Consider the following 21,015-nt stretch of genomic DNA (forward strand, 5'->3'; position numbering starts at 1 on the left):
GGAGGGCGACGGATGAGCTGGTTCAAGCGGCACGAGCACGAGGGGCCCGACGGCGGCACGGCCACGGACGAGCACGTCCGACCGGTCGAGATCGACCTCGGGCTCCAGAAGGAGTTCGAGATCGAGATGGAGGTCGAGCGGCTCAAGAGCGCCGGGCTGTCCGTCTACCTGGTGGCCCAGAGCGAGAACCCCCGCCTCGGCAGCCTGTTCCCCAAGCACTGCCACCTGTACGTCCGCCCCGACGAGGAGCCCCGGGTGCGCGCCGAGCTGGCGTCGACGGGCTACCTGTAGCGCCGACCGCTCGCCTCGCTGTCAGGGGGGCGCGGTAGAACGACCCCATGCTGTTCGTCGAGGTGGTGGCCACATCGGCCCAGGTCGCCGGCGTCTCCGGACGCTCGGACAAGCGCGACGCGCTGGCTGCGCTCCTGCGCCGGTTGGAGCCGCAGGAGATCGAGCCGGCCGTGGGGTTCCTCACCGGCGAGCCGCGCCAGGGCCGCATCGGCGTGGGGTGGCGCACCATCGCCAGCGCCGAGCAGCCGCCGGCGGCCGAGCCCTCGCTGACCATCGACGAGATCGACGAGGTGCTCACGGTGCTGGCGGGCACCGCTGGGACCGGCTCGGCCGGGCGCAAGCAGGAGCTGCTCGGCGCGGTGCTGGCCCGGGCCACCGCCGAGGAGTCGGCGTTCCTGTTCCAGCTGGTGGGCGGCGGCCTCCGGCAGGGGGCGCTGGCCGGCGTGATGACCGACGCCGTCGCCACCGCGTCGGAGATCCCGGCCACGGTGGTGCGGCGGGCGATCATGCTCGGCGGCCGGCTCGACACCGTGGCCCGCATCGCCCTCACCGAGGACCGGGCGGCGGTCGAAGCGGTGGCCCTCGAGGTGGGCCGGCCGGTGCAGCCGATGCTGGCGTCCACCGCCGCATCGGTCACCGAGGCCCTCGCCGAGCTGGGCGAGTCGGCGGTGGAGTGGAAACTCGACGGCATCCGCATCCAGGTCCACCGGGCGGGCGACGAGGTCACGATCTACACCCGCAACCTCAACGACATCACCGAGCGGCTGCCCCAGGTGGCCGACCTGGTGCGCACGTTCCCCGGCTCGTCGTTCGTGCTCGACGGCGAGGCGCTCGTGGTCGACCCGGCGTCGGGCCGGCCCGTGGCGTTCCAGGACTCCGCCAGCGGCATCCGGTCCGACGAGGGCGCCGGCACGGTGGAGGCCGCCGCCGGCTCGGTCCAACCGTTCTTCTTCGACCTCGTCCACCTCGACGGCCGGGACCTGATCGATGAGCCGGTCTCGGTCCGGCGGCCGCTGCTGGCCGACCTCACCGGCGCCTCCTGCATCCCCGGCACCGTCACCGACCAGGCCGACGCGGGCGAGGCGGTCCTGGCCTCGGCGCTGGCGTCGGGCCACGAGGGCGTGGTGGTCAAGGCGATCGGCTCGCCGTACCTGGCGGGTCGCCGGGGCAAGGCGTGGCGCAAGGTGAAGCCGGTCCACACCCTCGACCTGGTGGTGCTGGCCGTCGAGTGGGGCCACGGCCGCCGCACCGGCTGGCTGTCCAACCTCCACCTCGGGGCCCGGGCGGTGGACGGGTCGCCGGCCACCACCCGAGACGGGTTCGTGATGGTGGGCAAGACGTTCAAGGGCCTCACCGACGACCTGCTGCGATGGCAGACCGAGCGGTTCCTGGCGCTGGCCGAGCGCGAAGACCAGTGGTCGGGCCCCCAGACCGGCGTCGTGTGGGTGCAGCCCGAGCAGGTGGTCGAGATCGCCCTCGACGGCGTGCAGCGCTCCACCCGGTACCCCGGCGGCGTGGCCCTCCGCTTCGCCCGGGTCGTCCGCTACCGAGACGACAAGCCCCCCGAGGAGGCCGACCCCATCACCACGGTCCAGGCCATGCGGGCGGGGTGACCGATCCGAACCCGGTTCGTTAGCGTCGGCCCGGTGACCACCGACCCCACCGCCGCCCCCGTGGCCGCCACCGCCACGCCCACCGAAGACCGGGCCGCCACGGTCCGGGTGGCGTTCTGGAACACCTGGCTCCTGGCCCCGCGCCTGTGGACCACCGGCCCGCGGCTGCCGGGCCTCGACGGGTGGTTCGCGCCCGACGTCGAGGAGCGGGCACCCCTCGTCGGGCAGGCGCTGGCGGGCCGCTTCGACGTGGCCGCGCTCAGCGAGTGCTTCGAGCGATCCGAGCAGGACGCGGTGGCTCGCGGCTGGCCCGAGGCCACGCTGGTCGCAGGGCCACGCGCCCGCCGGCCCCGGCTCACCGGCAGCGGGCTGGCCACCCTGGTGGGACCCGATGTGCAGCTCGTGCGGACGGCGCAGCACGGCTACCGGTCGGGCGGCGACCTGCGCGACTCCGACACGTTCGCCACCAAGGGCGCCCAGTTCGTGGCCGTCCGGGTGCATCCCGACCTGCCGCCCGTCGAGGTCATCTCCACCCACCTGTTCGCCGGCGGCGATCTGCTCCCCGTGCCCGGCTCCGAAGACGCCACCCGCCACCACGCGGCGCGGATGCGGCAGGTCGATGAGCTGGTGGCGTTCGCCGAGCGCGAGCACGACCCGGCGAGCCCGCTGCTGATCGTCGGCGACTTCAACGTGCAGGCCCGAGACCCCGACCCGTCGCTCCCAGACCCCGCGGACCGCTACCGCGACCTCGCCACCCGGCTGGGCCGGCTGCAGGTCACCGATGTGTGGGCCGACCACGGCGTGGGCCGCGGGCCGACCTGCACGTTCGCCTCCCCCGATGAGCTCCCGCCCGATCCCGACGAGCCCGACCAGGTGCTCGACGAGGCGGAGGCGGAGGCGGAGGCCACGGCCCCACGCTCGCGCAAGGAGCGCATCGACTACCTGTGGCTGTCGGTGCCCGACGGGTTGGCCGTCGAGGTGGAGCGGCCGCGGCGCTGGGCGTTCTCCGGGCGGCCCGCGCGGGGCGGTCCGGCCGGATCGCTGTCGGACCACCTGGCCCTGTCGGTGACGCTGCACCTGCGGGCGTGACACCATCGGCGGCGTGAAGCCGCCGCCAGACCGTCCCGTCATCGCCCTCCCCGAAGCTCCCGCCGGGGTCGCCTGGCCCACCGAGGCGTGGGAGCGCCAGACGCCCACCGAGGCCGGCGCCGACGAGGCGCGCGTCGAGCAGCTGGTCGACGCGCTCCTCGCGTCGGAGCTCGACGACACCCTCGGGCTGACCGGTGCGGTCGCCGTCGTGGCCGGCGGACGCCTGGTGCTCGAGCGCTACGGACGTCGCGTGGTCGAGGACCTGGCGGCGCTCGACGGCGACATCCGCACCGAGGCCGTCGCGCCCGGCGACACGCTGCGCAGCTGGTCGATGGCGAAGAGCATCACCAGCCTGGCCGTCGGCGTGGCCGTGGCCGATGGCGCCGTCGACATCGCCCGGCCGGTCGGCGATCCGCAGTGGATGTCGGCAGCCGACGACCCCCGAGCGGTGATCACCTGGGACCACCTGCTCACGATGCGCCCGGGCCTCCAGTGGACCGAGGAGTACTACGACCTCGGCGGGCCGGAGCTGCCCGATGTCGTCACCATGCTCTGGGGCGAGCCGTCGGCCGACATGGCTGCGTTCGCGGCCGGCTTCCCGCTCGTCGCCGAGCCCGGGACGCCCGAGGCGTTCACCTACTCCTCGGGCACCACCAACGTGATCGCCGCCAACCTCCAGCGCACCCTCGGCCTCGACCGCGACGGCATGGACCGGTTCCTCCACGACCGCATCTTCGACCCCATCGGCATGCGCTCGGCGATCGCCCGCTACGACGACGCCGGCACGTTCATCGGATCGTCCTACGTGTTCGCCACCCTCCAGGACTGGTGCCGCTTCGGGCTCCTGGCGCTGCGCGGCGGCGCCTGGGACGGCGCCCGCATCGTCCCCGACGGCTGGATCGACTGGAGCCGGGCGCCCCGGTCGTGGGACGACGACGTCATCCACGGCGCCCAGTGGTGGAGCTGGGACCTCGACGAGACGCCGTTCGGCGCCCACGGCTTCGAGGGCCAGCGCATCATCGCCTTCCCGGCCCGCGACGTGATCGTGGTCCGCTTGGGGAAGTCGGGCGCCACCGGCGCCACGCCGCTCAACCACCACCTGGCCGAGATCGCCGCCTGCTTCCCCCGGGTCTGACGGCTCCCGGGTCTGACGGCTCCCGGGCCCGGCGCGTCAGTTCTGGAGGTCGCCGACGGCGTCGGCGATGGCCTTGAGCTCGGTGCCCCAGTCGTCGGGCTCCTCGAGCGGCACGACGACGAACTTCGACGCGTCGACCCCGATGAACTGCGTGAGGCGCTGGCGCAGCGCGTCGAGGCCGACGGGGATCACGTCGGCCGGGTCGAGGTCGGGCCGGCGGGCGGCCAGCAGCGCCCGCACCCGATCGGGGATGGCCCGGTAGGAGTAGGTGACGAGCACGCCGAGGTGCTCGGGATCGATGGTGCGATCGTGCTCGGCGGCGGTGGCGGTGACGACCTCCCAGCCGCGGGCGACGTCGTCGACCGTGCAGAACGACGGGAGCCAGCCGTCGCCGAGCCGCCCGACCCGGCGCAGCTCGGAGGGGGCCTGGCCGCCGAGCCACACGTCGATGGGCTGCTGGATGGGCTTGGGGCGCAGGGTGACGTCTTCGATCCGGAAGCGCTCGCCGTGGTGGGTGACGTGGTCCTCGGTCCAGAGGCGGCGCATCAGGCCCATCGCCTCGTCGAACCACGCGGCCCGGTCCTTGCGGTCGACGCCGAACGCCTGGTGCTCGACCGGCGTGGGCGCGCCCAGGCCGACGGCGGGCAGGAACCGGCCGCCCGACAAGCGGTCGAGCGATGCCATCTCCTTGGCCAGGACGACGGGGTTGCGGCCCGGCAGCACGAGCACGCCGGTGCCGAGCTTGAGCTTGCGGGTGCGCCCGGCGGCGAACGCGAGCGCGGTGAGCGGATCGGGCCCATCGCCGGTGAGCCGCTCCGACAGCCACAGCGAATCGAAGCGCAGCTCCTCGAGCACATCGACCAGCTCGCCGAACGACCCTGCCTCGTTGGCCGACGTGTGCGTCCCCAACCCGAACCCGATGCGGATCTTCATCGCCCCAGCCTGCCAGCGCCACGGGCGAACCCGGCCCGCGTACGCTCCGGGCCATGTCGACCTCCCCCGCTCTCGACCCGTACGCACCCTTCCGCCTCGACGGGAAGGTGGCCGTCGTGACCGGTGCCTCGGCCGGGCTCGGGCGCCGGTTCGCCCGCGTCCTGCACGCGGCCGGCGCCACCGTGGTGGTGGCGGCCCGACGGGCCGAGTCGCTGCAGGAGCTGGCCGACGAGCTGGGCGAGCGGATCGTCCCGGTCGCCACCGACGTGGCCGTCGCCGACGACTGCGAGCGCCTCATCGCCGCAGCCGTCGAGGCCGGTGGCGGGCGGCTCGACATCTTGGTGAACAACGCCGGCGCCTCGTGGATCGGCCCCGCCGAGGAGGAGACGCCCGAGAGCTGGGAGCGGACGATGGCGGTCAACCTCACCGGGCCGTTCCGCCTCTGCCAGCTGGCGTTCGAGCCCATGGTGGCGAGCGGTGGCGGCGCCATCGTCAACGTGTCGTCGATCCTCGGCTTCATCGGTGGCACCCCGGTGAAGCAGGCCGGGTACTGCGCGTCGAAGGGCGGCCTGGTGAACCTCACCCGCGAGCTGGGTGCGCAGTGGGCCCGCAAGGGCGTGCGGGTCAACGGCATCGCCCCCGGGTGGTTCCGCAGCGAGATGACCGAGGTCATGTGGGGCGACGAGGCGTCGGAGGCGTTCGTGAAGCGGGGCGCCCCGATCGGGCGCGAGGGCGCCGAGCACGAGCTCGACGGGGCCCTGCTCTTCCTGGCGTCCGACGCCAGCACCTACGTGGTCGGCCAGACCCTCCCCGTCGACGGCGGCTGGACCGTCGTCTGACCCTCCCCGCCGCGCTCGAACGTTCGACGGGTCGACGGGTCGGGTCGGTACCCGGGGGCTTGGCCAGGGTCAGACGGTGACGACGGTGAGGTCGTCGCCGAAGACGATCTCGCCGGAGAACGCCTCGGCGGCCAGGGCGATCCACTCGGCCTCGGAGCCCGGGGCCGGGGTGGGCACCTGGTGGGTGAGCACCAGCGTCTTGACGCCGGCGCGGGCTGCCGTCTCGCCGGCCTGGCGCACGGTGGAGTGGTAGTCGATCGTGTCGAGGAAGCGCTGGATCGGGATCTGGCTGACCAGGTCGTCGCGCAGGACGGTCTGCACGTAGGCGTCGGCACCGGCGCACAGCTCGTCGAGGCCGGCGCACGGCACGCCGTCGCCGCCGATCACCACGGCCTGGCCGGCGTGCTCGATGCGGTAGCCGAGCGTGGGCTCCACCGGCTTGTGGTCGGTTGGCGCAGCGATGATGCGCACGTCGGCGTCGGCATCGTGGAGCACCACGCCGCCGGCCGACTCCGTCACGACCGGCTCCGGCCCCTCGGTCATGTCCTCGTGGTGGGCGATGCGGTACCCGATGTCGGGGCCGAGCATCGCCAGGATCCCGTCGACCACGATCTGGGTGTGACCCGGCCCGATGATCGGCAGCGGGTTGGGGGCCAGGCTCGTCACCCAGCGGCCGGTGATGGCGTCGTTGAGGTCGGTGATGTGGTCGCTGTGCAGGTGGGTCAGGAGGACGGCGTCGAGCATCGACCACGCGGCGCCGGCCGCCGCGAGGCGCAGGCCGACGGCCCGGCCCGCGTCGAACAGGAACGTCTTGCCGCCGGCGCGCACGAGGGTGGACGGCCCGGCGCGGTTGGGATCGGGCAGCGGGCTGCCCGTGCCGAGCAGGGTGATCTCGATCGTCATTCGGGTTCCTTCGGGTGACGGCGCTCAGGCCAGCTGGGTGTCGAGCAGGTGGAGGACGGCGGCGGCGAGCCGGTCGGGCGCCTCCACCATGGGGTAGTGGCCGACGCCGTCGAGCGTGATCAGCGGCGCATCCGTGCGGACGGTGCTGAAGCGCTCGGCCATGGCGTGCACCGCGACCGGGTCGAGGTCGCCCCACACCAGGCCGACGGGCGCCGGGTGGGCCTCGATCGCGCCGGTGAAGCGGCGCTCCTCGGCGCGGCGGTCCTCGATGTAGCGGATGGTCCGGGGCAGCATCGCCAACCCGCCGGCGCGCGCCGCCTGGTGGACGACCACGTCGAGGTCGAGCTCGGTGGCGTCGTCGATCCGCGTGTCGGGGGCGAAGGTGCCCACGAACCCGGCGCGGAAGGCGGTGCCGCCGTCGGAGGCCACCTGGTCGTTGCGCTCGTCGGGCAGCCCGAGCAGCACCTGCTGGCCGAGGGTGAGCTGGGCCATGTCGATGTAGATCGATCCGTTGGTGACCACGCGCCGGCGGACCGCGAGCGCCGACGTGCCCTCCAGGGTGCGGGCCAGGATCTCGCCACCGACGGTGTCGCCCATGTCGTGGGTCACCAGGTCGACCTCGGTGAGCGCCTCGGCCGCGATCACCGCCTCGACGTCGTCGGCGTAGCCGCGGATCGAGTACCGGTGGTCGGGCTTGTCGGACAGACCGAAGCCCTGCACGTCGAGGACCACCACGTCTCGTTCGGCGCGCAGCGCCGGCAGCGCCGCCTTCCAGTCGTAGGCGCTGGTGGGGAACCCGTGGAGGATCAGCAGCGGCGGGTTGCCGACGGCGGTGGTGGCGGCGAAGCGGGCGCACCAGACCTGGTGGCCTCCCGCGGGGATCCAGCGGCCCGACGCGGCCCACGCCTCCGAGGCCGCCACCACCTCGGGTCGGTCGAACGGGCTGGTGAACGGCTCAGACATCGAACGGCGTCTTCAGGGTGCCGTCGTCGCTCCCGACGCAGGGGATGAGCGAGGACCAGGCCAGGGCGGCCTCCCGGTGCTGGAGCGCCTCGGTGTAGCCCGGGAAGTTGGTGAGCTCCACGAACGCGGCCCGGTTCGGGTACCAGATGGCCAGGACCTCGTCGTAGGCGTCGTGCTCGCAGCCGATCAGCGGGGTGGTGGCCTCGGTGGCCCACAGGATCTTGGCGCCGACGTGGCCGAGGGCCTGCTGGGCGACGATCCCGTAGTCGAGGTACACCTCGCGACCGGACCGGCCGGCCGTGTCGCGACCGTCGGCGTAGGCAGCTCGCTCGCGGTACTTGTTGAGGTTGAGCATGACGACCGGGCCGTCGGTGCCGTCGGCGATGGGGGCGAGGTAGGCCGCCATCTGCTCGCCGTCGGGCATGGTGTGGCCCTTGCCCGCCAGGTGCTCGGCCGCCACCTGGCCGGCATCGGAGGGGGGCGTCGGGAAGGCAGCATCGCTCATGCCCCCGACGCTAAGTAGTGGCACAGCAACTGTCAATAGTCAGCCGCCCGGCGGTCGTCACCGGATGGGCGGGTCACCCGTAAGGTGAGCGCACCAAGCGATGCCGGCGAGCGGATCTCCGGCCACCGAGGAGCGCACCATGGGCCTGTTCAACCACCCCGACGACGAGGCGAAGGCCCAGGCGGCCGCCGCCGAGCTGGCGGAGCACCCCGAGCCGGTCACCATCGATCTCGGCGCGCAGAAGGCGTTCGAGGTCCAGATCGTCGTCACCGAGCTCCTGAACGAAGGCCTCACGCTCTACCTGCTCGACGCCGGCGACCTCGGCGAGGCCTCGCAGCTCTACCCCGCCGACTGCAAGGTCCTGGTGAAGGCCGAGGAGGCCGCACGCGCCCGCGAGGTCTTCGTCGACGCCGGCTTCCTGGAGGCCGGCGCCTCCTAGCGGCCGAGGCCTCCTAGAGCAGCGACCTCAGGAGGGCCCGGGTCTCGGCGATCACGTCGGGGTCGGCCGAGAACTCGCTGGCCACGAAGTCGGTGACGCCGGCGCTGCGCAACCGCTCGACGCCGGCGAGCACCTCGGCCTCGCTCCCGATCAGCGACACGTCAGCCGGGCCGTCGGCACCCTCCCGGTCGAGCATCGCCCGGTAGCTGGGGAGCTGGTTGTAGATCGAGAACACCCGCGAGGCGCGCTCCCGGGCGCCGTCGACATCGGTGGTGACCGCGATCGGCAGCGAGGTGACCACGCGCATCTCGCCCGTGCCGGCCTCGGTGGCGGCCTTCAGCAGGGTGGGGACCGTGTGGTCGGCCAGCGTCTTGGGGCCGGTCATCCACGTGATGGTCCCGGCGGTGTGCTCGGCGGCGAGCTTGAGCATGGCGGGGCCCAGGGCCGCCACCATCACCGGCACGGGGCTGGCCCCCTCGATCATGATCCCGCCGTTGGCGCTGAGCGTCTCGCCCTGGAACGACACGTTCTCACCGGCGCACAGCGGCACCAGCGCGGAGAGGTACTCCCGCATGTGCCGGACCGGCTTGTCGAACGAGTAGCCCCACATGCCCTCGACCACGAGCTGGTGCGACAGGCCGATGCCCAGCGTCAGCCGGCCACCGCTGGCCGCCGACACCGTGAGCGCCTGGCCGGCCAGCACCATGGGGTGGCGGGGATAGGTGGGCACCACCGCGGTGCCCAGCTCGATGCGGGGCACGGTGGCGCCGATCAGCGTGTGGGCGCTCAGGGCATCGACCCCGAAGATCTGCGGGAGCCAGAACGAGTCGAACCCGTCGGCCTCCGCTTCTCTGGCCCGATCGACCAGGGTGGTGAGGTTGGCGTCGCTGGCGAAGATCCCGATGCGCATCCCCCGTTCCTACCCGACATCGGGTGTGCCAGGCTCCTCGGATGCTTCGCCGGAACAAGGACACCACCAAGGGATCGGGCACCGGCGCGAACCCCTACGTCGACCGCCGCGCCCGCGCCCTCGCCTCGGTCGAGGCGGGGTTGACCCCGCCCGGCCCCGCCCACCCCACCGTGTGGGGCGTGGTCATCGACCTCCCCACCGGCGACCGGCAGGGCTTCACCCTCGTCGCCCTGGGCGACGGCACCACGCTGATGCACGCGAGCGGCGGGCAGACCATCGACGCCTCGACCGACGACGCGGCCACGGCCGTCGCCGAGCGGCTGCTCGCCGTGATCGAGCGCGAGTGGCTCGACCACCTGGCCGACGACGACGGGTCCCTCCCCCGACCGGACCAAGCCCGCTACCACGTGCTCCAGCAGGAGGGCGTCCGGGGCCTCGACGTGCCGCGGGACATGGTCTGGGGCCACAAGGAGGGCGGCGGCGACCTGGTCGCCGCCACCCAGCGCCTCATCGAGGCCATCCGCAACGTGGAGCCGGCGCCACCCGCCTGACCCCCCAGCGAGACCGTCGGCGCCGTGCCTAGGGTTCGCGCCATGAAGGTTCCGCTGACCATCCCCGACTTCTTGGCCCGGGCGCTCGCCGTCTACCCGGACCGCACCGCCTTCGTGGACGAGCCCGACCAGCCGGGCCCGTCGTGGGGCACCGTCACGTACCGGGAGATGGCCCGCCGGGCCCGCAACCAGGCGGCCGCGCTCGACCGGCTGGGCGTCGGCCAGGGCGAGCGGGTGGCGGTCGTGTCGCACAACTCGGCCCGCCTCCTCACGTCGTTCTTCGGGGTGAGCGGCTCGGGCCGCATCCTCGTCCCCGTCAACTTCCGGCTGGCGGCCGAGGAGGTGCGCTACATCGTGGAGCACTCCGGCGCGTCGGTCCTGCTGGTCGACCCGGAGCTCGAGGACGTGCTGTCGGGGGTCACCGCGCCGCACCGGTTCACGATCGGCGACGAGGCCGACGCCGCCCTGTTCGGCCTCGACGGATCCCTCGACGGCGTCGATCCGGAGCCGTGGGAGCCCGACGAGGACGCCACCGCGGTCATCAACTACACCAGCGGCACCACCGCCCGCCCCAAGGGGGTGGAGCAGACCCACCGGTCGCTGTGGCTCAACGCCAGCACCTTCGGGTGGCAGACCGGGGTCAGCGACCGCGACGTCCACCTCCACACGCTGCCGATGTTCCACTGCAACGGGTGGGGCCTGCCGTACGCCATGACCGGCATGGGCGTGGAGCAGATCGTGATCCGCAAGATCGACGGCGCCGAGATCCTGCGCCGCGTCGAGGAGCACGGGGTGACGGTGATGGCCGGGGCGCCGGCCGTCGTGAACATGATCCTCGACGCCGCCGGCACGTGGGACGGGCCGATCCCGGGGGCCGGGCGGACGCGCATCATCGTGGCCGGCGCCCCGCCGCCCACCCGCACGATCGAGCGGGTCGAGACCGAGCTGGGCTGGGAGTTCATCCAGATCTACGGGCTCACCGAGACCGCTCCCCTGCTCACCATGAACCGCACCCGCGCCGAGTGGGACGACGACACCCCGACCGAGCGCGCCGCCAAGCTCGGGCGGGCCGGCGCACCCGCCCTCGGCATCACCGTCGAGATCGACCAGGAGGGCGAGATCCTCGCCCGGGGCAACCACGTGCTCAAGAGCTACTGGGAGCAGCCCGACGCCACCGCCGCCGCCATCGTCGACGGCTGGTTCCACACCGGCGACGGCGGGACCATCGCCGACGGCTACCTCACCATCTCCGACCGCAAGAAGGACGTGATCATCTCGGGCGGCGAGAACGTCTCGTCGATCGAGACCGAGGACGCGCTGTTCTCGCACCCCGCGGTGGCCGAGGTGGCCGTGATCGGCGTGCCCGACGAGAAGTGGGGCGAGCTGATCCTCGCCCTCGTGGTGCTGGCGCCGGGCGAGTCCGCCACCGAGGACGAGCTGCGGGACCACTGCCGCACCAAGCTCGCCGGCTACAAGGTGCCCAAGCGCATCGAGTTCCGCGACGAGCTGGCCCGCACCGCCACCGGCAAGCTGCAGAAGTTCAAGCTCCGAGCGCCCTACTGGGAGGGCCGCGAGCGCCAGATCAACTGATGGCCGACCCCACGACCACGAACGACGACGCCGCGCCGGCGCCCGGCGTCGACCGCCGCTGGTTCCTGGCGGCCGGCGGGGCCACCGCCGGCGCGTTGGCGCTGGGCGGCCTGGCCGCGTGCAGCGACGACGGCAGCGATGGCGCCAAGGCCACGACCACCACCACCACGACCGCCGCCGCGGCCGCCGGGAGCGGCACCATCCGGACCGCCGACGTGCCCGACCAGGACCAGATCTACGGCTGGATCGAGAAGATCGTGGAGCAGGGGGTGCGGCGCCCGGGCTACGACGCCGACACCTGGGCTGAGGGCTGGATCGAGGACCGGTTCCAGGCGATCGGCCTCGACCACGTCCGCACGGAGCCGGTGACCGTGCTGCGGTGGGAGCCGTCGGCCTGGTCGCTCACGGCCACGCCCGCCACGGGCGCGGCGCGCCAGATCACCGGCTTCCCCGTGCCCTTCGCCGCCCCAACCGACGGCCTGGAGCTCGAGCTGGCGGCGTTCGACCCGGCTGCCCCCGAGGGCGTCGACGGCAAGGCGGCGCTCGTCGACAGCCCGCTCATCTCGATCCCCGCCGGTCTGCTGGCCACCGCCGGCAGCGCCCCGAAGGACCCCACCGGCCGGACCATCGACCCCGACGGCACGCTCGAGGGCGCCACCCACCTGGTCCCGTTCTCCACCTCGTTCACCGAGGTGATGGAGCCCGCCATCGCCGGCGGGGCGGCGGCGTTCATCGGATCGCTCGTCGACTACCCGGGCGACTCGTGCCGGTACTTCGTGCCCTACGACGGCAAGGAGCGGCCCATCCCGGGCCTCTGGATCAGCGGTTCCGACGGCGCCTGGCTCCACGAGCAGCTCGCCACGGGACCGGTGCAGGTGAAGGTGGCCGTCGAGTCGACGGCGAAGGAGCACACGTCGCACAACATCATCGGCGAGCTGCCCGGCGCGGATGACCAGACGGTGATGATCGGCTCCCACCACGACGGCCCGTGGGCTTCGGCGGTCGAGGACGCGAGCGGCACCTCGCTCGTCCTGGCCCAGGCCGCGTACTGGGCGGCCCAGCCGCGCGCCGCTCGCCCGCACCGCCTGCTGTTCATCCTCCAGGGCGGCCACATGTCCGGTGGCGCAGGGATGCTCGCCTACATCGAGGCCCACCGCGACGAGCTGGCCGACGTGGTGCTCGAGGTCCACCTGGAGCACGCCGCCCTGGAGTTCGCCGAGATCGACGGCAAGGTCGCCCCCACCGGCCGGCCCGTCCCCCGCTGGTGGTTCACCAGCCGGATCCCCCCGCTGGAGGCGGCCGTCAGCGCCGCGCTCACCGCCGAGGGCGTGAACCGGTCGATGCTCCTCGCTCCCGATGCGTTCGGCACCCAGCCGCCCACCGACGGCGCGTTCTACCACTCCGAGGGCGTGCCGATCGTCCAGTTCCTGGAGGCGCCCTTCTACCTGTTCGACGAGATGGACACGCTCGACAAGATCGACCAGGAGCACCTGGTCCCCATCACTCGGGCGGTGATCCGGATCATCGACTCGACCGCCGGCACGTCGGCGCAGGCGATGCGCGCCGCCGAGGTCAAGCCGTCGGCCGGGTGACGGCCGGCGGGAGGAGCTGCGCCAGCTCGGCGTCGTCGACTTGCAGGGCGTCGTGGAGCGGGGCGCCGGGCTCCAGCGTGAGCGGGACCACCCCGGCCCACACCGGCCGATCGAGGTCGTCGTCGTCGTCGACGGGTCCCCCGGCGCGGGTCTTCACCGAGGCCTCGTCGATGGGCATGCGCAGCACCAGCGTCTTGCGCAGCTCCGACGCGCTGGTGGCGCGCGCCACCTGGCTGCGGCCCGGCAGCACGTGCTCGACGATCACATCGAAGGCGCGGCGCTTCGCATCCTCGTCCTCGACCACCTCGGGCCGGCCGAGCAGCACGACCGACCGGTAGTTCATGGAGTGGTGGAACGCCGACCGGGCGAGCACCAGGCCGTCGAGCAGCGTGATGGTGACGCAGGCCTCGGCGCCCGATGCGGCCCGGAGCATGGCGTTGCCGACCGCGCCGTGGAGGTACAGGACATCGCCGTCGCGGCCGTAGGTCATGGGCAGGACCCGCGGCTCCCCGTCGACCACGAAGCCCACGTGGGCGAGGTAGGCCTCGTCGATGATGGCGTTGGCCGTGGCCCGGTCGAAGCTCCCCCGATCGGCGAGGCGGCGCAGCTTGGTGCGGGCGGTCTCGGTGAGCGGGTCGGACGGGGCATCGGTCATGGCCCGATGCTGGCACCCGCGGCGGACCGGGGACGGGTGGATTCCGTCAGCGGTGCGAGTTGCGGACCGAGCCCTCGCCCACGTCGAGGGTGGTGGTGTCGGCCAGGCACCAGATCCGGCGATCGCCGGCAGCCCACGCGGACGCGTCGGGAGCCACCGCGGCGTAGTCGAGCCCGGAGTCGTCGACGCTGCTGCCGACGTAGTCCTCGAACGCCACGGCGCACGCGTCGTCGGCGAACGACGCCAGGTTGTCGTGGCCCGGTGCCTTCCGCGCCCCCGGTGTGACGACGACGCTGGTGACCTCGGAGCCGTGGAGCCCGTCGCAGTCGATCACCTGGGAGCGATCGGCGACGACCGCCGTCTCGGGGCTGTTCCGCAGGCAGTCGCCGACCTTCGCGACCTCGGCTCCCTCCGCCGCGCCCGGGTGGGTGTTGGCGATGGTGTCGGGCGTGCCGAAGGCCACCACGAGCAGGGCCAGGACGCCGATGATCACGCCGGTGGCGAGCAGGCCGCCGACGAAGAAGGCGGCGATCAGGCTGCCCCAGCCGAACCGCTTGCGCTTCTGGGGCGGCGCCCACACCGGCTGGCCCGGATGGGCACCCGGGTAGGGCCCGGGCGGCGGGGGCTGGTACGCCCCCGCGTACGGCGCGTACGGCGCCTGCGGGGGTGCGGGCTGCTGCGGAGCAGGACCGGGAGGCGGGACCCACCCCGGTGGGGTGGTCCCGTAGCCGCCACTGCCGCCGTCTTGCTGTCCTTGCTGATCCACCGCTGCACCCTGTCACATCGGGCCGGCACCCCCGGGCCGACGTGGGTCGGGGCGCGACCCGGCCCGACGCGGCGCCTTCCCCCTTGGAGGCAGCCAGGCTGTCGGGCCAAGTCGTACAACCAGCGATCTCAGTGACGCACCGGTCGTGACCGGGGTCACGCTAGACCGATCGCGCTCGGGACCACCAACTCCGGTCGAGGGCTACGGTCGGCGCCATGCGCTTCGGAGTTGCCTTCGCCAACGGTGGACCACTCGCGGAAGGGCCGGTCGCGGTCGCCTGCGCCCGGGCGATCGAGGCGGCCGGCTTCGACTCGGTGTGGACGATCGAGCACGTCCTGGTGCCGAGCGGGTACGAGTCCACGTACCCCTACGCCCGCAGCGGGAAGATGCCCGGCGGCGAGACGGTGCCGATGCCCGACCCGCTCGTGTGGCTGGCGTACATCGCGTCGGCCACCGAGACGCTGCTGCTCGGCACCGGCATCGTGATCCTCCCGCAGCGCAACCCGGCCATCCTCGCCAAGGAGGTGGCCACCCTCGATCGCATGTCCGGCGGCCGGCTCCGGCTCGGCGTCGGCGTGGGCTGGCTCGAGGAGGAGTTCGCCGCCCTCGGCGTGCCGTTCGCCGGACGCGGGAAGCGGCTCGACGCCTACGTGGCCGCCATGCGGGCGCTGTGGACCGGCGAGCCGGTCGACCTCGACGACGGCTACCACGTGTGGCACGGCGCCATCAGCCTGCCCGCGCCGGCGGGCGCCTCGGTGCCCATCGTGGTCGGCGGCCACACCGAGGTGGCGGCGCGCCGCGCCGGGCGGCTGGGCGACGGCTTCTTCCCGGGCAAGGGCACGCCCGAGCAGATCGCCCACCTGGTCTCGGTGATGCGCCAGGCCGCCGAGGAGGCCGGCCGCGACCCCGCGGCCATCGAGGTCACCGCCGGCTCGCGAGACCTGGGCGGTCCCGACCCGATCGGTGCGATCGAGCACATGGCGTCGATCGGCGTCCACCGCCTGGTCATCCCGCCGCTGGCGTTCGACGCCGAGTCGGCCCCCGCCGCCTACGCCGCGTTCGGCGACGCCATCATCGCCAAGGCCTGAGCCGGGCGCGGGGTCAGCTGCGGAAGACCTCGATGGTGTCGCCGGTGTTGACGAGCGTGGGGAAGTACTCGGCGATGCTCATCGGGATCCGGACGCAGCCGTGGCTGGCCGGGTGGGCCGGGATCGACGCGGCGCCGTGCACCGCGATGCCGCCGTTGAAGTACACGGGGTTGTAGAGGCGGCCGAGCGGCGCGTCGCGCCAGCCGGGGACCCGGCGGCCGAAGTGGTACACGCCGGTGGGGGTGACGGCGTCGCCGCAGTTCTTCCCCACCTCGGTGTCCTCGCAGTAGGCGACGCCGCTACCGGTGGAGACGTGGGTGATGAGCGTGGGCTGGCCGTCGCGCCAGACGATCATGACCTGCTTGGTGAGGTCGACCTCGGTGTGGGTGGGGCCGAGGTTCGGGCGCAGCATGGACTGAGCCGGTTGGGCGAGGATCTTCAGCTCGGTCTCGGGCCCGACGACGCCGTCGGGAGTGAGGCCGTGGAGCTGCTGGAAGGCCCACACCGCCATGGTGGTGTTCAGCCCGAAGCGCCCGTCAGGCTCACCCAGGTCGTAGTGCTGGGCCTTGAGCGCCGCTTGCACGGCCTTGGTGCGGGTGCCGACGGTGCCGGACTTGAGCGGCTGGCCCGCCGGCTCGGCCACGGTGGTGGGATCGACCGGAGGGGCGGTCGTCGTGGTGGTGGTGGGCGCCGCGGTGGTCGACGTGGTGCTCGAGGTGGTGGGCGCCGTCGTGGTGGACACGTCGGCCGGCGTGGTGGATCCGCCGTCGGCCGAGACGTCGCGCGAGCCCGATCCCGAGCAGCCGCTCACCACCATGGTGACGAGCACGGCCCCGGCGATCAGGGTTCGGCGCAGTGGAGGCATCGGAGGAGTCTGGCAGAGCGTCCATGTCCGTTCCCAGGCAGGACCACCAGGTCAGGCCGTTCGGCCCACCCCGTGCGGGTGACAGCGCCTCACCCGGTGATGCGGGCGGCGTAGGCCGGAGAGGCGAGCAGCTCCCCCAGGAGCACGGCGTCGGTGGTCCCCGACGTGGCGCGGGAGACCCAGTCGAGGGTCTCGTCGGCGCTCGGCGCCCGGCCCAGGAGCAGCACGTGCGCGGCGGCCGCGTCGGTGGGGCGGGCCTGCTTCGTGCGGTACTCGGACGACTCCGAGAACCCCACCATCACTTGGGCGCGGGTCTTTCGCTTCGAGGTGAGCTGCTGGGTCCAGTAGGCCACCCCCGACGGATCGGCCGGGCGGCCCAGCACGTCGGTGTAGATCCGGGTCACGAACGCCAGCGAGGTGAGCTTCCCGTACTTCGCCGTGAACTCGTGCGACGCGGTGAACGCGGTGGCCATCTGGGTCAGCGACCACCTCCGGGCCGGCGCGACCGCCCGCTTGCGAGCGAGCCAGTACTGCAGGCCGGCGGCGTCGGGGGTCCGGCCCAGGAACGCCCGGTACAGCCGGATGACCGGATCGACGTCGGTCGCGCTCTCGGGAGAGCGGCGCAGCGCGTCGGCGAGGTCCCCCGCATCGGCGGTGGCGGCGGCGAACTGGACCATCCACGCCGAGCGCTCGGTGCTGGTGGACGGGCGGGCGACCAGGTCCCGGTACTGCCGATCGATCAGCGCCGACCAATCGGCGAACGGCGCGCTCGAGCGCACCACGACCGGGCTCGACGCCGCCGACGCGTCGCCGGTACCGACGGCGTTCACCGCGGTCACGGTGAACGTGGCCGCCGCTCCCGGCTCCAGGCCGGTGACCAGCGCCGACGTGGCGCTCGCCGGCACGGTGACGCTGGGCCCGCCGGGCGATGCCGTCACCACGTACGAGGTGAGCGGGCTCCCCCCGTCCGAGGCCGGGAGCCACGAGACCCGGGCGGAACCGGCTCCGGGCCGGGCCGTGGGGGCGACGACCGGTGCACCCGGTGCGGTCGGGTCCTGAGCCGGCAGCCACGGGCCGACCGACCGCAGCGTGCCCCGCATGGTGCCGGCCTCGACGGGGCCGACCGGCTGGTCCACCGCGACCAGCAGCTTCCCGTCCGTCCACGCCAGGCCGACCACGTCGCCGTTGGCCATGAACGCGCCGGTCTCGGGCTGGCCGAGCACCGGCGCGTCGGGATCACCCATCGTCAGGGCGCCGTCGAAGGCGTCGCTGCCGAACCGGGCCAGCTGGGTGCCCTTCAGCACCCGCTCGCGACCGGTCGTGTCGACCAGCAGACCCCGATCTGGCGCCCAGTCGATCTCCGCCGGCGCGTACACGCCGGTCTGGGTGGCCGGGGCGACCGGGTCGTGGGAGAACGTGTGCGTGCCGTCACCGGCGACCGTGTCGATCGTGCCGCCGATCGTGAACCGGCGGACGCGGTGGTTGAACGTGTCCGCCACGTACACGGCGCCGGTGCCGTCGACCGCGACGCCCTGGGGCGAGTCGAGGTCGGCCTCGACGGCGGGCCCGCCGTCGCCCGAGAAGGCGCCTTCGCCGGGGTTGTGACGGACGCCCGCAACGGTGGCGATGGTCCCGCCGATGGTGAACCGCCGGACCACGTCGGACTCGTAGTCGACGAAGAGCACCGCGCCGTCGACGGGGCTCACGGCCAGGGCGTAGACGAAGTCGCCGACGGACGTACCCACGGCCGGCCCGGTGGCCATCGATGGCGACGGCACCCCGGGAACGCCGGCGATGGTGTCGACGGTGCCGGCGTGGAGGCGCCGGATCGTCATCGTGACCTTGTCGAACCAGTAGAGGTCGCCGTTCGCAGCCAGGGCCATCGAGCGCGGCTTCACCGCGGTCTCGAGGGCCGCGGATCCCTCGGCCGCGGGCGTCGCGGCATCGCCGTGCACGACCGTGGTGATGGCGCCGGCCGGGCTGCGGACGACGATGGCGTCGGTGGTCGACAGGTAGATCGAGCCGTCGGGCGCGACCGCCATGTCGTAGTACCAGCTGTTCAAGGGGAGCTGGGCGAGCGTCTCGGGCACCGGCTCCGGGGTCACGGCGGCCGTGGTGGCGATCGACCCGACCCCGCCCGCGCCGACCGCGGCGACCGTCGCCGAGACGGCCGCGCCATCGGCGAGGCCGGTGACGGTCACGCCGGTCGCCGGCGCCGCCTTCCAGACGGTCCGGCCGGTGCTGAGGGTGATGCGGTACGCCAGGAGGGCCGGGTCGGCCGCGGGCGCGTCCCAGCTGAGCACGACCCGCTCGGGGCCGGGAGCGATGGCCACGCCGGTCGGCGTTGCGGGGAGGTCGGCCGGTGGCGCGGCCGCCCGTCGTCCCGCCGGCGATGCGGCGGTTGGCGGTGCGGCTGAGCGTCCGGGCCGGGCCGCCGCAGGAACGGCGGATCCCGCCAGGGCGGCGACGACGATCGCGCCCGCCAGCACGACTCCGGTCTTCAACACACGCTCCGCACGACCTCCCATCGGCCGGCACGGAGCCGATTCAAGGCCCGTCGGACGACCGCCGGCAGGCCCGGACCGGCGGGGATCAGCCCGGTTCGAGCCAGTCGTCGAGCGAGGCCTCATCCCAGTCGTCGGGGCCGTAGACGGTGCCGGGCTGCGGGGTCATGAGGTGGGTGTCGCCGCCGGTGACGAAGGTGGCGGCGGTGCGCTCCCACGCCACCAGGCGGTCGTCGGCCTCGACCTCGTCGCTCAGGCCGCGGGCGGCGTCGCGGCTGGCGCGCAGCCGGGTCTGGGCGGCGATCGACGTGGCCCACACCACCACCACCTCGTGCTGGTTGCCGAGGACCTCGTAGATGCCGGTGGGCTCGTGGCCGTGGTCGCGCCAGACGGGCACCTGCTCCTCCACGACCGCGGCCAGGTAGTCGAGGCCGGAGCCGGGGCGGACCTGGAGCGCCTGGTGCACGAACAGGGTGCCCTTCACGCCCCGCTCGGCGATCTCCGGCGTGGTGGGGCTGCCCGGCACGCCGCCGCACAGGCGGTCGAAGCCGCCCGTGCGCCACTTGGACGCTTCGTCCCACCAGTCGCCGTAGAAGGCGTTGCGGCGCTTGAGGTTGAGGCGGTCGACGTTGGCCGCCCAGCCCTGCCAGCCCGCCTCGCCGACGTCCCAGATGTTGATCACCTGCGGCCACCGGCCCCCGCCCATGGCGCACACGAAGAACGTGCCCTGCAGCGTGAGCATGTCGGGCATCACGTTGGTGGGCTCCTTGCCCGAGTGGGCCATGTAGTCGTACTGGCCCTGCCCCACGATGTCGATGGTCTCGTGCAGGTACAGGTGACGGCGGCCCATGGCGCCAGACCGTAGGCCGTCCGCCCCGTCAGCTCGTCGACCGGAGCCGCTCGGCCAGCCGGTCGACGGTCTCGGCCTGGCGGGGATCGATCGTCGACGACGGGTCCATGCCCCAGGCGACCGACTGGCCGACCGTCCAGCGGAGGACGCGCCCCACATCGAGGCCCAGCCGCTCGGCGACGGGATCCAGGGCCGCCAGCGCAGCGGTGGGACCGTGGAAGTAGCCGAGGGAGCGGAGGATCGGCGCCAGCGACAGCGCCCGCTCGCCGACGAGCGGCTTCGGGTCGATCACCAGCCACGGCGCCCGCTCCGCGGCGAGGACGTTCTGCTCGTGGAGGTCCTGGTTGATGATGACCTGGGGGCCCTGGTCGTCGGCCACCTCGCGGAGGCCCGCCATCGCCAGGTCGAGGCGGGCCCGGGGGAAGGGCCGGCCGCGCTCCTCCCACGTCGGCTCCATGGCGGCCAGCCAGCGGTGGGCCTGGTCCTGCAGGGTCGCCAGGGTGTGGCCGGCCGGAGGCACGATCCACGACGCCTCGGTGAGGTCCGCCATCACGTCGATGGTGGCGTCGGCATCCAGCGGCGACCGGCCGAGGTCCGTGCCGGGGCGGCACCGCTCGAGGAGCAGGGTCCAGCGCTCGGCATCGTGGGCGAGCAGCCGGACCGCGCCACGGCCATCCCAGGCCGCCAGCGCCTCGGCCTCCGTGCGGCAGTCCTCGTGCGGGTACTGGACCTTGAGGACCACCTCGGTCCCATCGGGGGTGCGGGCCGCGCAGGCGTACGAGACGTGGGCACCGGCGAAGGCGGGACCGAGCTCCAGCTGCCACGTCTCGGCGGCGTGGCGGACCCGGTCACCGAGGAGGGCGAGCCAGGCCCGACCGTCGTCGCGGTCTCGGAGCCACCGCAGGTTCGCCGGGATCTCCACCGCCGGAGCCTG

21 protein-coding genes are annotated in these 21,015 nt (G+C 73.5%); 10 read left to right on the forward strand and 11 right to left on the reverse strand.

What is annotated here, in order from left to right; translation table 11 throughout:
- Positions 1-12: 12 nt before the first annotated feature.
- Genes ACPPVX_RS03755 through ACPPVX_RS03770 form a run of 4 tightly spaced genes read left to right on the forward strand, consistent with a single transcriptional unit; the run spans position 13 to position 4,128 of the window.
- The gene (locus tag ACPPVX_RS03755) at positions 13-291 is read left to right on the forward strand and encodes a hypothetical protein (RefSeq protein WP_426573555.1); all 279 of its coding nucleotides are present in this window, start codon (positions 13-15) and stop codon (positions 289-291) included.
- 47 nt (positions 292-338) lie between these two features.
- Positions 339-1,904 carry an ATP-dependent DNA ligase gene (locus ACPPVX_RS03760; RefSeq protein WP_426573556.1) on the forward strand — a complete coding sequence of 522 codons (1,566 nt, stop codon included), beginning with the start codon at positions 339-341 and terminating at the stop codon, positions 1,902-1,904.
- Between the two features lie 33 nt (positions 1,905-1,937).
- Positions 1,938-2,993 (forward strand): endonuclease/exonuclease/phosphatase family protein, encoded by a 1,056-nt coding sequence (locus ACPPVX_RS03765; RefSeq protein WP_426573557.1) that lies wholly within the window; start codon positions 1,938-1,940, stop codon positions 2,991-2,993.
- A 13-nt stretch (positions 2,994-3,006) separates the two neighbouring features.
- A complete protein-coding gene (locus ACPPVX_RS03770; RefSeq protein ID WP_426573558.1) occupies positions 3,007-4,128 on the forward strand; it encodes a serine hydrolase domain-containing protein in 1,122 nt (373 codons plus the stop codon).
- A gap of 36 nt (positions 4,129-4,164) precedes the next feature.
- Here ACPPVX_RS03770 and ACPPVX_RS03775 read toward each other — a convergent pair whose 3' ends face one another.
- Positions 4,165-5,061, reverse strand: coding sequence for a TIGR03619 family F420-dependent LLM class oxidoreductase (locus tag ACPPVX_RS03775; protein WP_426573559.1), 897 nt, complete (start codon positions 5,059-5,061; stop codon positions 4,165-4,167).
- Positions 5,062-5,114: 53 nt separating this feature from the next.
- On the opposite strand from ACPPVX_RS03775, the gene ACPPVX_RS03780 reads away from it, so the two are divergent.
- Complete coding sequence (locus tag ACPPVX_RS03780; RefSeq protein ID WP_426573560.1) at positions 5,115-5,900, forward strand: SDR family NAD(P)-dependent oxidoreductase; 786 nt, start codon at positions 5,115-5,117, stop codon at positions 5,898-5,900.
- A gap of 69 nt (positions 5,901-5,969) precedes the next feature.
- Here the strand turns inward: ACPPVX_RS03780 and ACPPVX_RS03785 are convergent, their stop codons facing one another.
- Genes ACPPVX_RS03785 through ACPPVX_RS03795 form a run of 3 tightly spaced genes read right to left on the reverse strand, consistent with a single transcriptional unit; the run spans position 5,970 to position 8,271 of the window.
- Complete coding sequence (locus tag ACPPVX_RS03785; RefSeq protein WP_426573561.1) at positions 5,970-6,803, reverse strand: MBL fold metallo-hydrolase; 834 nt, start codon at positions 6,801-6,803, stop codon at positions 5,970-5,972.
- A 24-nt stretch (positions 6,804-6,827) separates the two neighbouring features.
- Complete coding sequence (locus tag ACPPVX_RS03790) at positions 6,828-7,766, reverse strand: alpha/beta fold hydrolase (protein WP_426573562.1); 939 nt, start codon at positions 7,764-7,766, stop codon at positions 6,828-6,830.
- Positions 7,759-8,271 (reverse strand): DUF1330 domain-containing protein, encoded by a 513-nt coding sequence (locus tag ACPPVX_RS03795; RefSeq protein WP_426573563.1) that lies wholly within the window; start codon positions 8,269-8,271, stop codon positions 7,759-7,761. Before ACPPVX_RS03795 ends, ACPPVX_RS03790 begins: the two co-directional genes overlap by 8 nt.
- Positions 8,272-8,410: 139 nt before the next feature.
- Between ACPPVX_RS03795 and ACPPVX_RS03800 the strand changes: the two genes are divergently transcribed.
- The gene (locus ACPPVX_RS03800) at positions 8,411-8,710 is read left to right on the forward strand and encodes a hypothetical protein (RefSeq protein ID WP_426573564.1); all 300 of its coding nucleotides are present in this window, start codon (positions 8,411-8,413) and stop codon (positions 8,708-8,710) included.
- 13 nt (positions 8,711-8,723) lie between these two features.
- On the opposite strand, the gene ACPPVX_RS03805 is transcribed toward ACPPVX_RS03800, so the two are convergent.
- Positions 8,724-9,620, reverse strand: coding sequence for an LLM class F420-dependent oxidoreductase (locus ACPPVX_RS03805; RefSeq protein WP_426573565.1), 897 nt, complete (start codon positions 9,618-9,620; stop codon positions 8,724-8,726).
- 41 nt (positions 9,621-9,661) lie between these two features.
- Here ACPPVX_RS03805 and ACPPVX_RS03810 point away from each other — a divergent pair, with 41 nt between their 5' ends.
- Genes ACPPVX_RS03810 through ACPPVX_RS03820 form a run of 3 tightly spaced genes read left to right on the forward strand, consistent with a single transcriptional unit; the run spans position 9,662 to position 13,353 of the window.
- Positions 9,662-10,171, forward strand: a complete 510-nt coding sequence (locus ACPPVX_RS03810) for a hypothetical protein (protein WP_426573566.1) — start codon at positions 9,662-9,664, stop codon at positions 10,169-10,171.
- 42 nt (positions 10,172-10,213) lie between these two features.
- The gene (locus tag ACPPVX_RS03815) at positions 10,214-11,761 is read left to right on the forward strand and encodes an AMP-binding protein (RefSeq protein WP_426573567.1); all 1,548 of its coding nucleotides are present in this window, start codon (positions 10,214-10,216) and stop codon (positions 11,759-11,761) included.
- Positions 11,761-13,353: a M28 family peptidase gene (locus ACPPVX_RS03820; protein WP_426573568.1), complete on the forward strand. Its 1,593-nt coding sequence runs from the start codon at positions 11,761-11,763 to the stop codon at positions 13,351-13,353. The genes ACPPVX_RS03815 and ACPPVX_RS03820 overlap by 1 nt, the downstream gene beginning before the upstream one ends.
- Here the strand turns inward: ACPPVX_RS03820 and ACPPVX_RS03825 are convergent.
- Both ACPPVX_RS03825 and ACPPVX_RS03830 read right to left on the reverse strand, forming a co-directional pair.
- Entirely contained in the window at positions 13,334-14,008 is a 675-nt protein-coding gene (locus tag ACPPVX_RS03825) for a pyridoxamine 5'-phosphate oxidase family protein (RefSeq protein ID WP_426573569.1), read from the reverse strand. The genes ACPPVX_RS03820 and ACPPVX_RS03825 overlap by 20 nt on opposite strands.
- Before the next feature lie 46 nt (positions 14,009-14,054).
- Positions 14,055-14,774 carry a septum formation family protein gene (locus tag ACPPVX_RS03830; protein WP_426573570.1) on the reverse strand — a complete coding sequence of 240 codons (720 nt, stop codon included), beginning with the start codon at positions 14,772-14,774 and terminating at the stop codon, positions 14,055-14,057.
- 215 nt (positions 14,775-14,989) lie between these two features.
- Between ACPPVX_RS03830 and ACPPVX_RS03835 the strand changes: the two genes are divergently transcribed.
- Positions 14,990-15,862, forward strand: a complete 873-nt coding sequence (locus ACPPVX_RS03835) for an LLM class F420-dependent oxidoreductase (protein WP_426573571.1) — start codon at positions 14,990-14,992, stop codon at positions 15,860-15,862.
- A gap of 13 nt (positions 15,863-15,875) precedes the next feature.
- Here ACPPVX_RS03835 and ACPPVX_RS03840 read toward each other — a convergent pair whose 3' ends face one another.
- From ACPPVX_RS03840 to ACPPVX_RS03855, 4 genes are all read right to left on the reverse strand, one after another.
- Positions 15,876-16,727 carry a L,D-transpeptidase family protein gene (locus tag ACPPVX_RS03840; protein WP_426573572.1) on the reverse strand — a complete coding sequence of 284 codons (852 nt, stop codon included), beginning with the start codon at positions 16,725-16,727 and terminating at the stop codon, positions 15,876-15,878.
- 89 nt (positions 16,728-16,816) lie between these two features.
- On the reverse strand, positions 16,817-19,060 hold the full coding sequence (locus ACPPVX_RS03845; RefSeq protein WP_426573573.1) for a DUF4214 domain-containing protein: 2,244 nt from the start codon (positions 19,058-19,060) through the stop codon (positions 16,817-16,819).
- Between the two features lie 259 nt (positions 19,061-19,319).
- Positions 19,320-20,081 carry a hypothetical protein gene (locus tag ACPPVX_RS03850; protein ID WP_426573574.1) on the reverse strand — a complete coding sequence of 254 codons (762 nt, stop codon included), beginning with the start codon at positions 20,079-20,081 and terminating at the stop codon, positions 19,320-19,322.
- A gap of 28 nt (positions 20,082-20,109) precedes the next feature.
- Positions 20,110-21,003, reverse strand: coding sequence for an aminoglycoside phosphotransferase family protein (locus tag ACPPVX_RS03855; protein ID WP_426573575.1), 894 nt, complete (start codon positions 21,001-21,003; stop codon positions 20,110-20,112).
- Positions 21,004-21,015 lie beyond the last annotated feature (12 nt).

Source organism: Aquihabitans sp. McL0605, assembly GCF_049993875.1.
Classification (GTDB): domain Bacteria; phylum Actinomycetota; class Acidimicrobiia; order Acidimicrobiales; family Iamiaceae; genus Aquihabitans.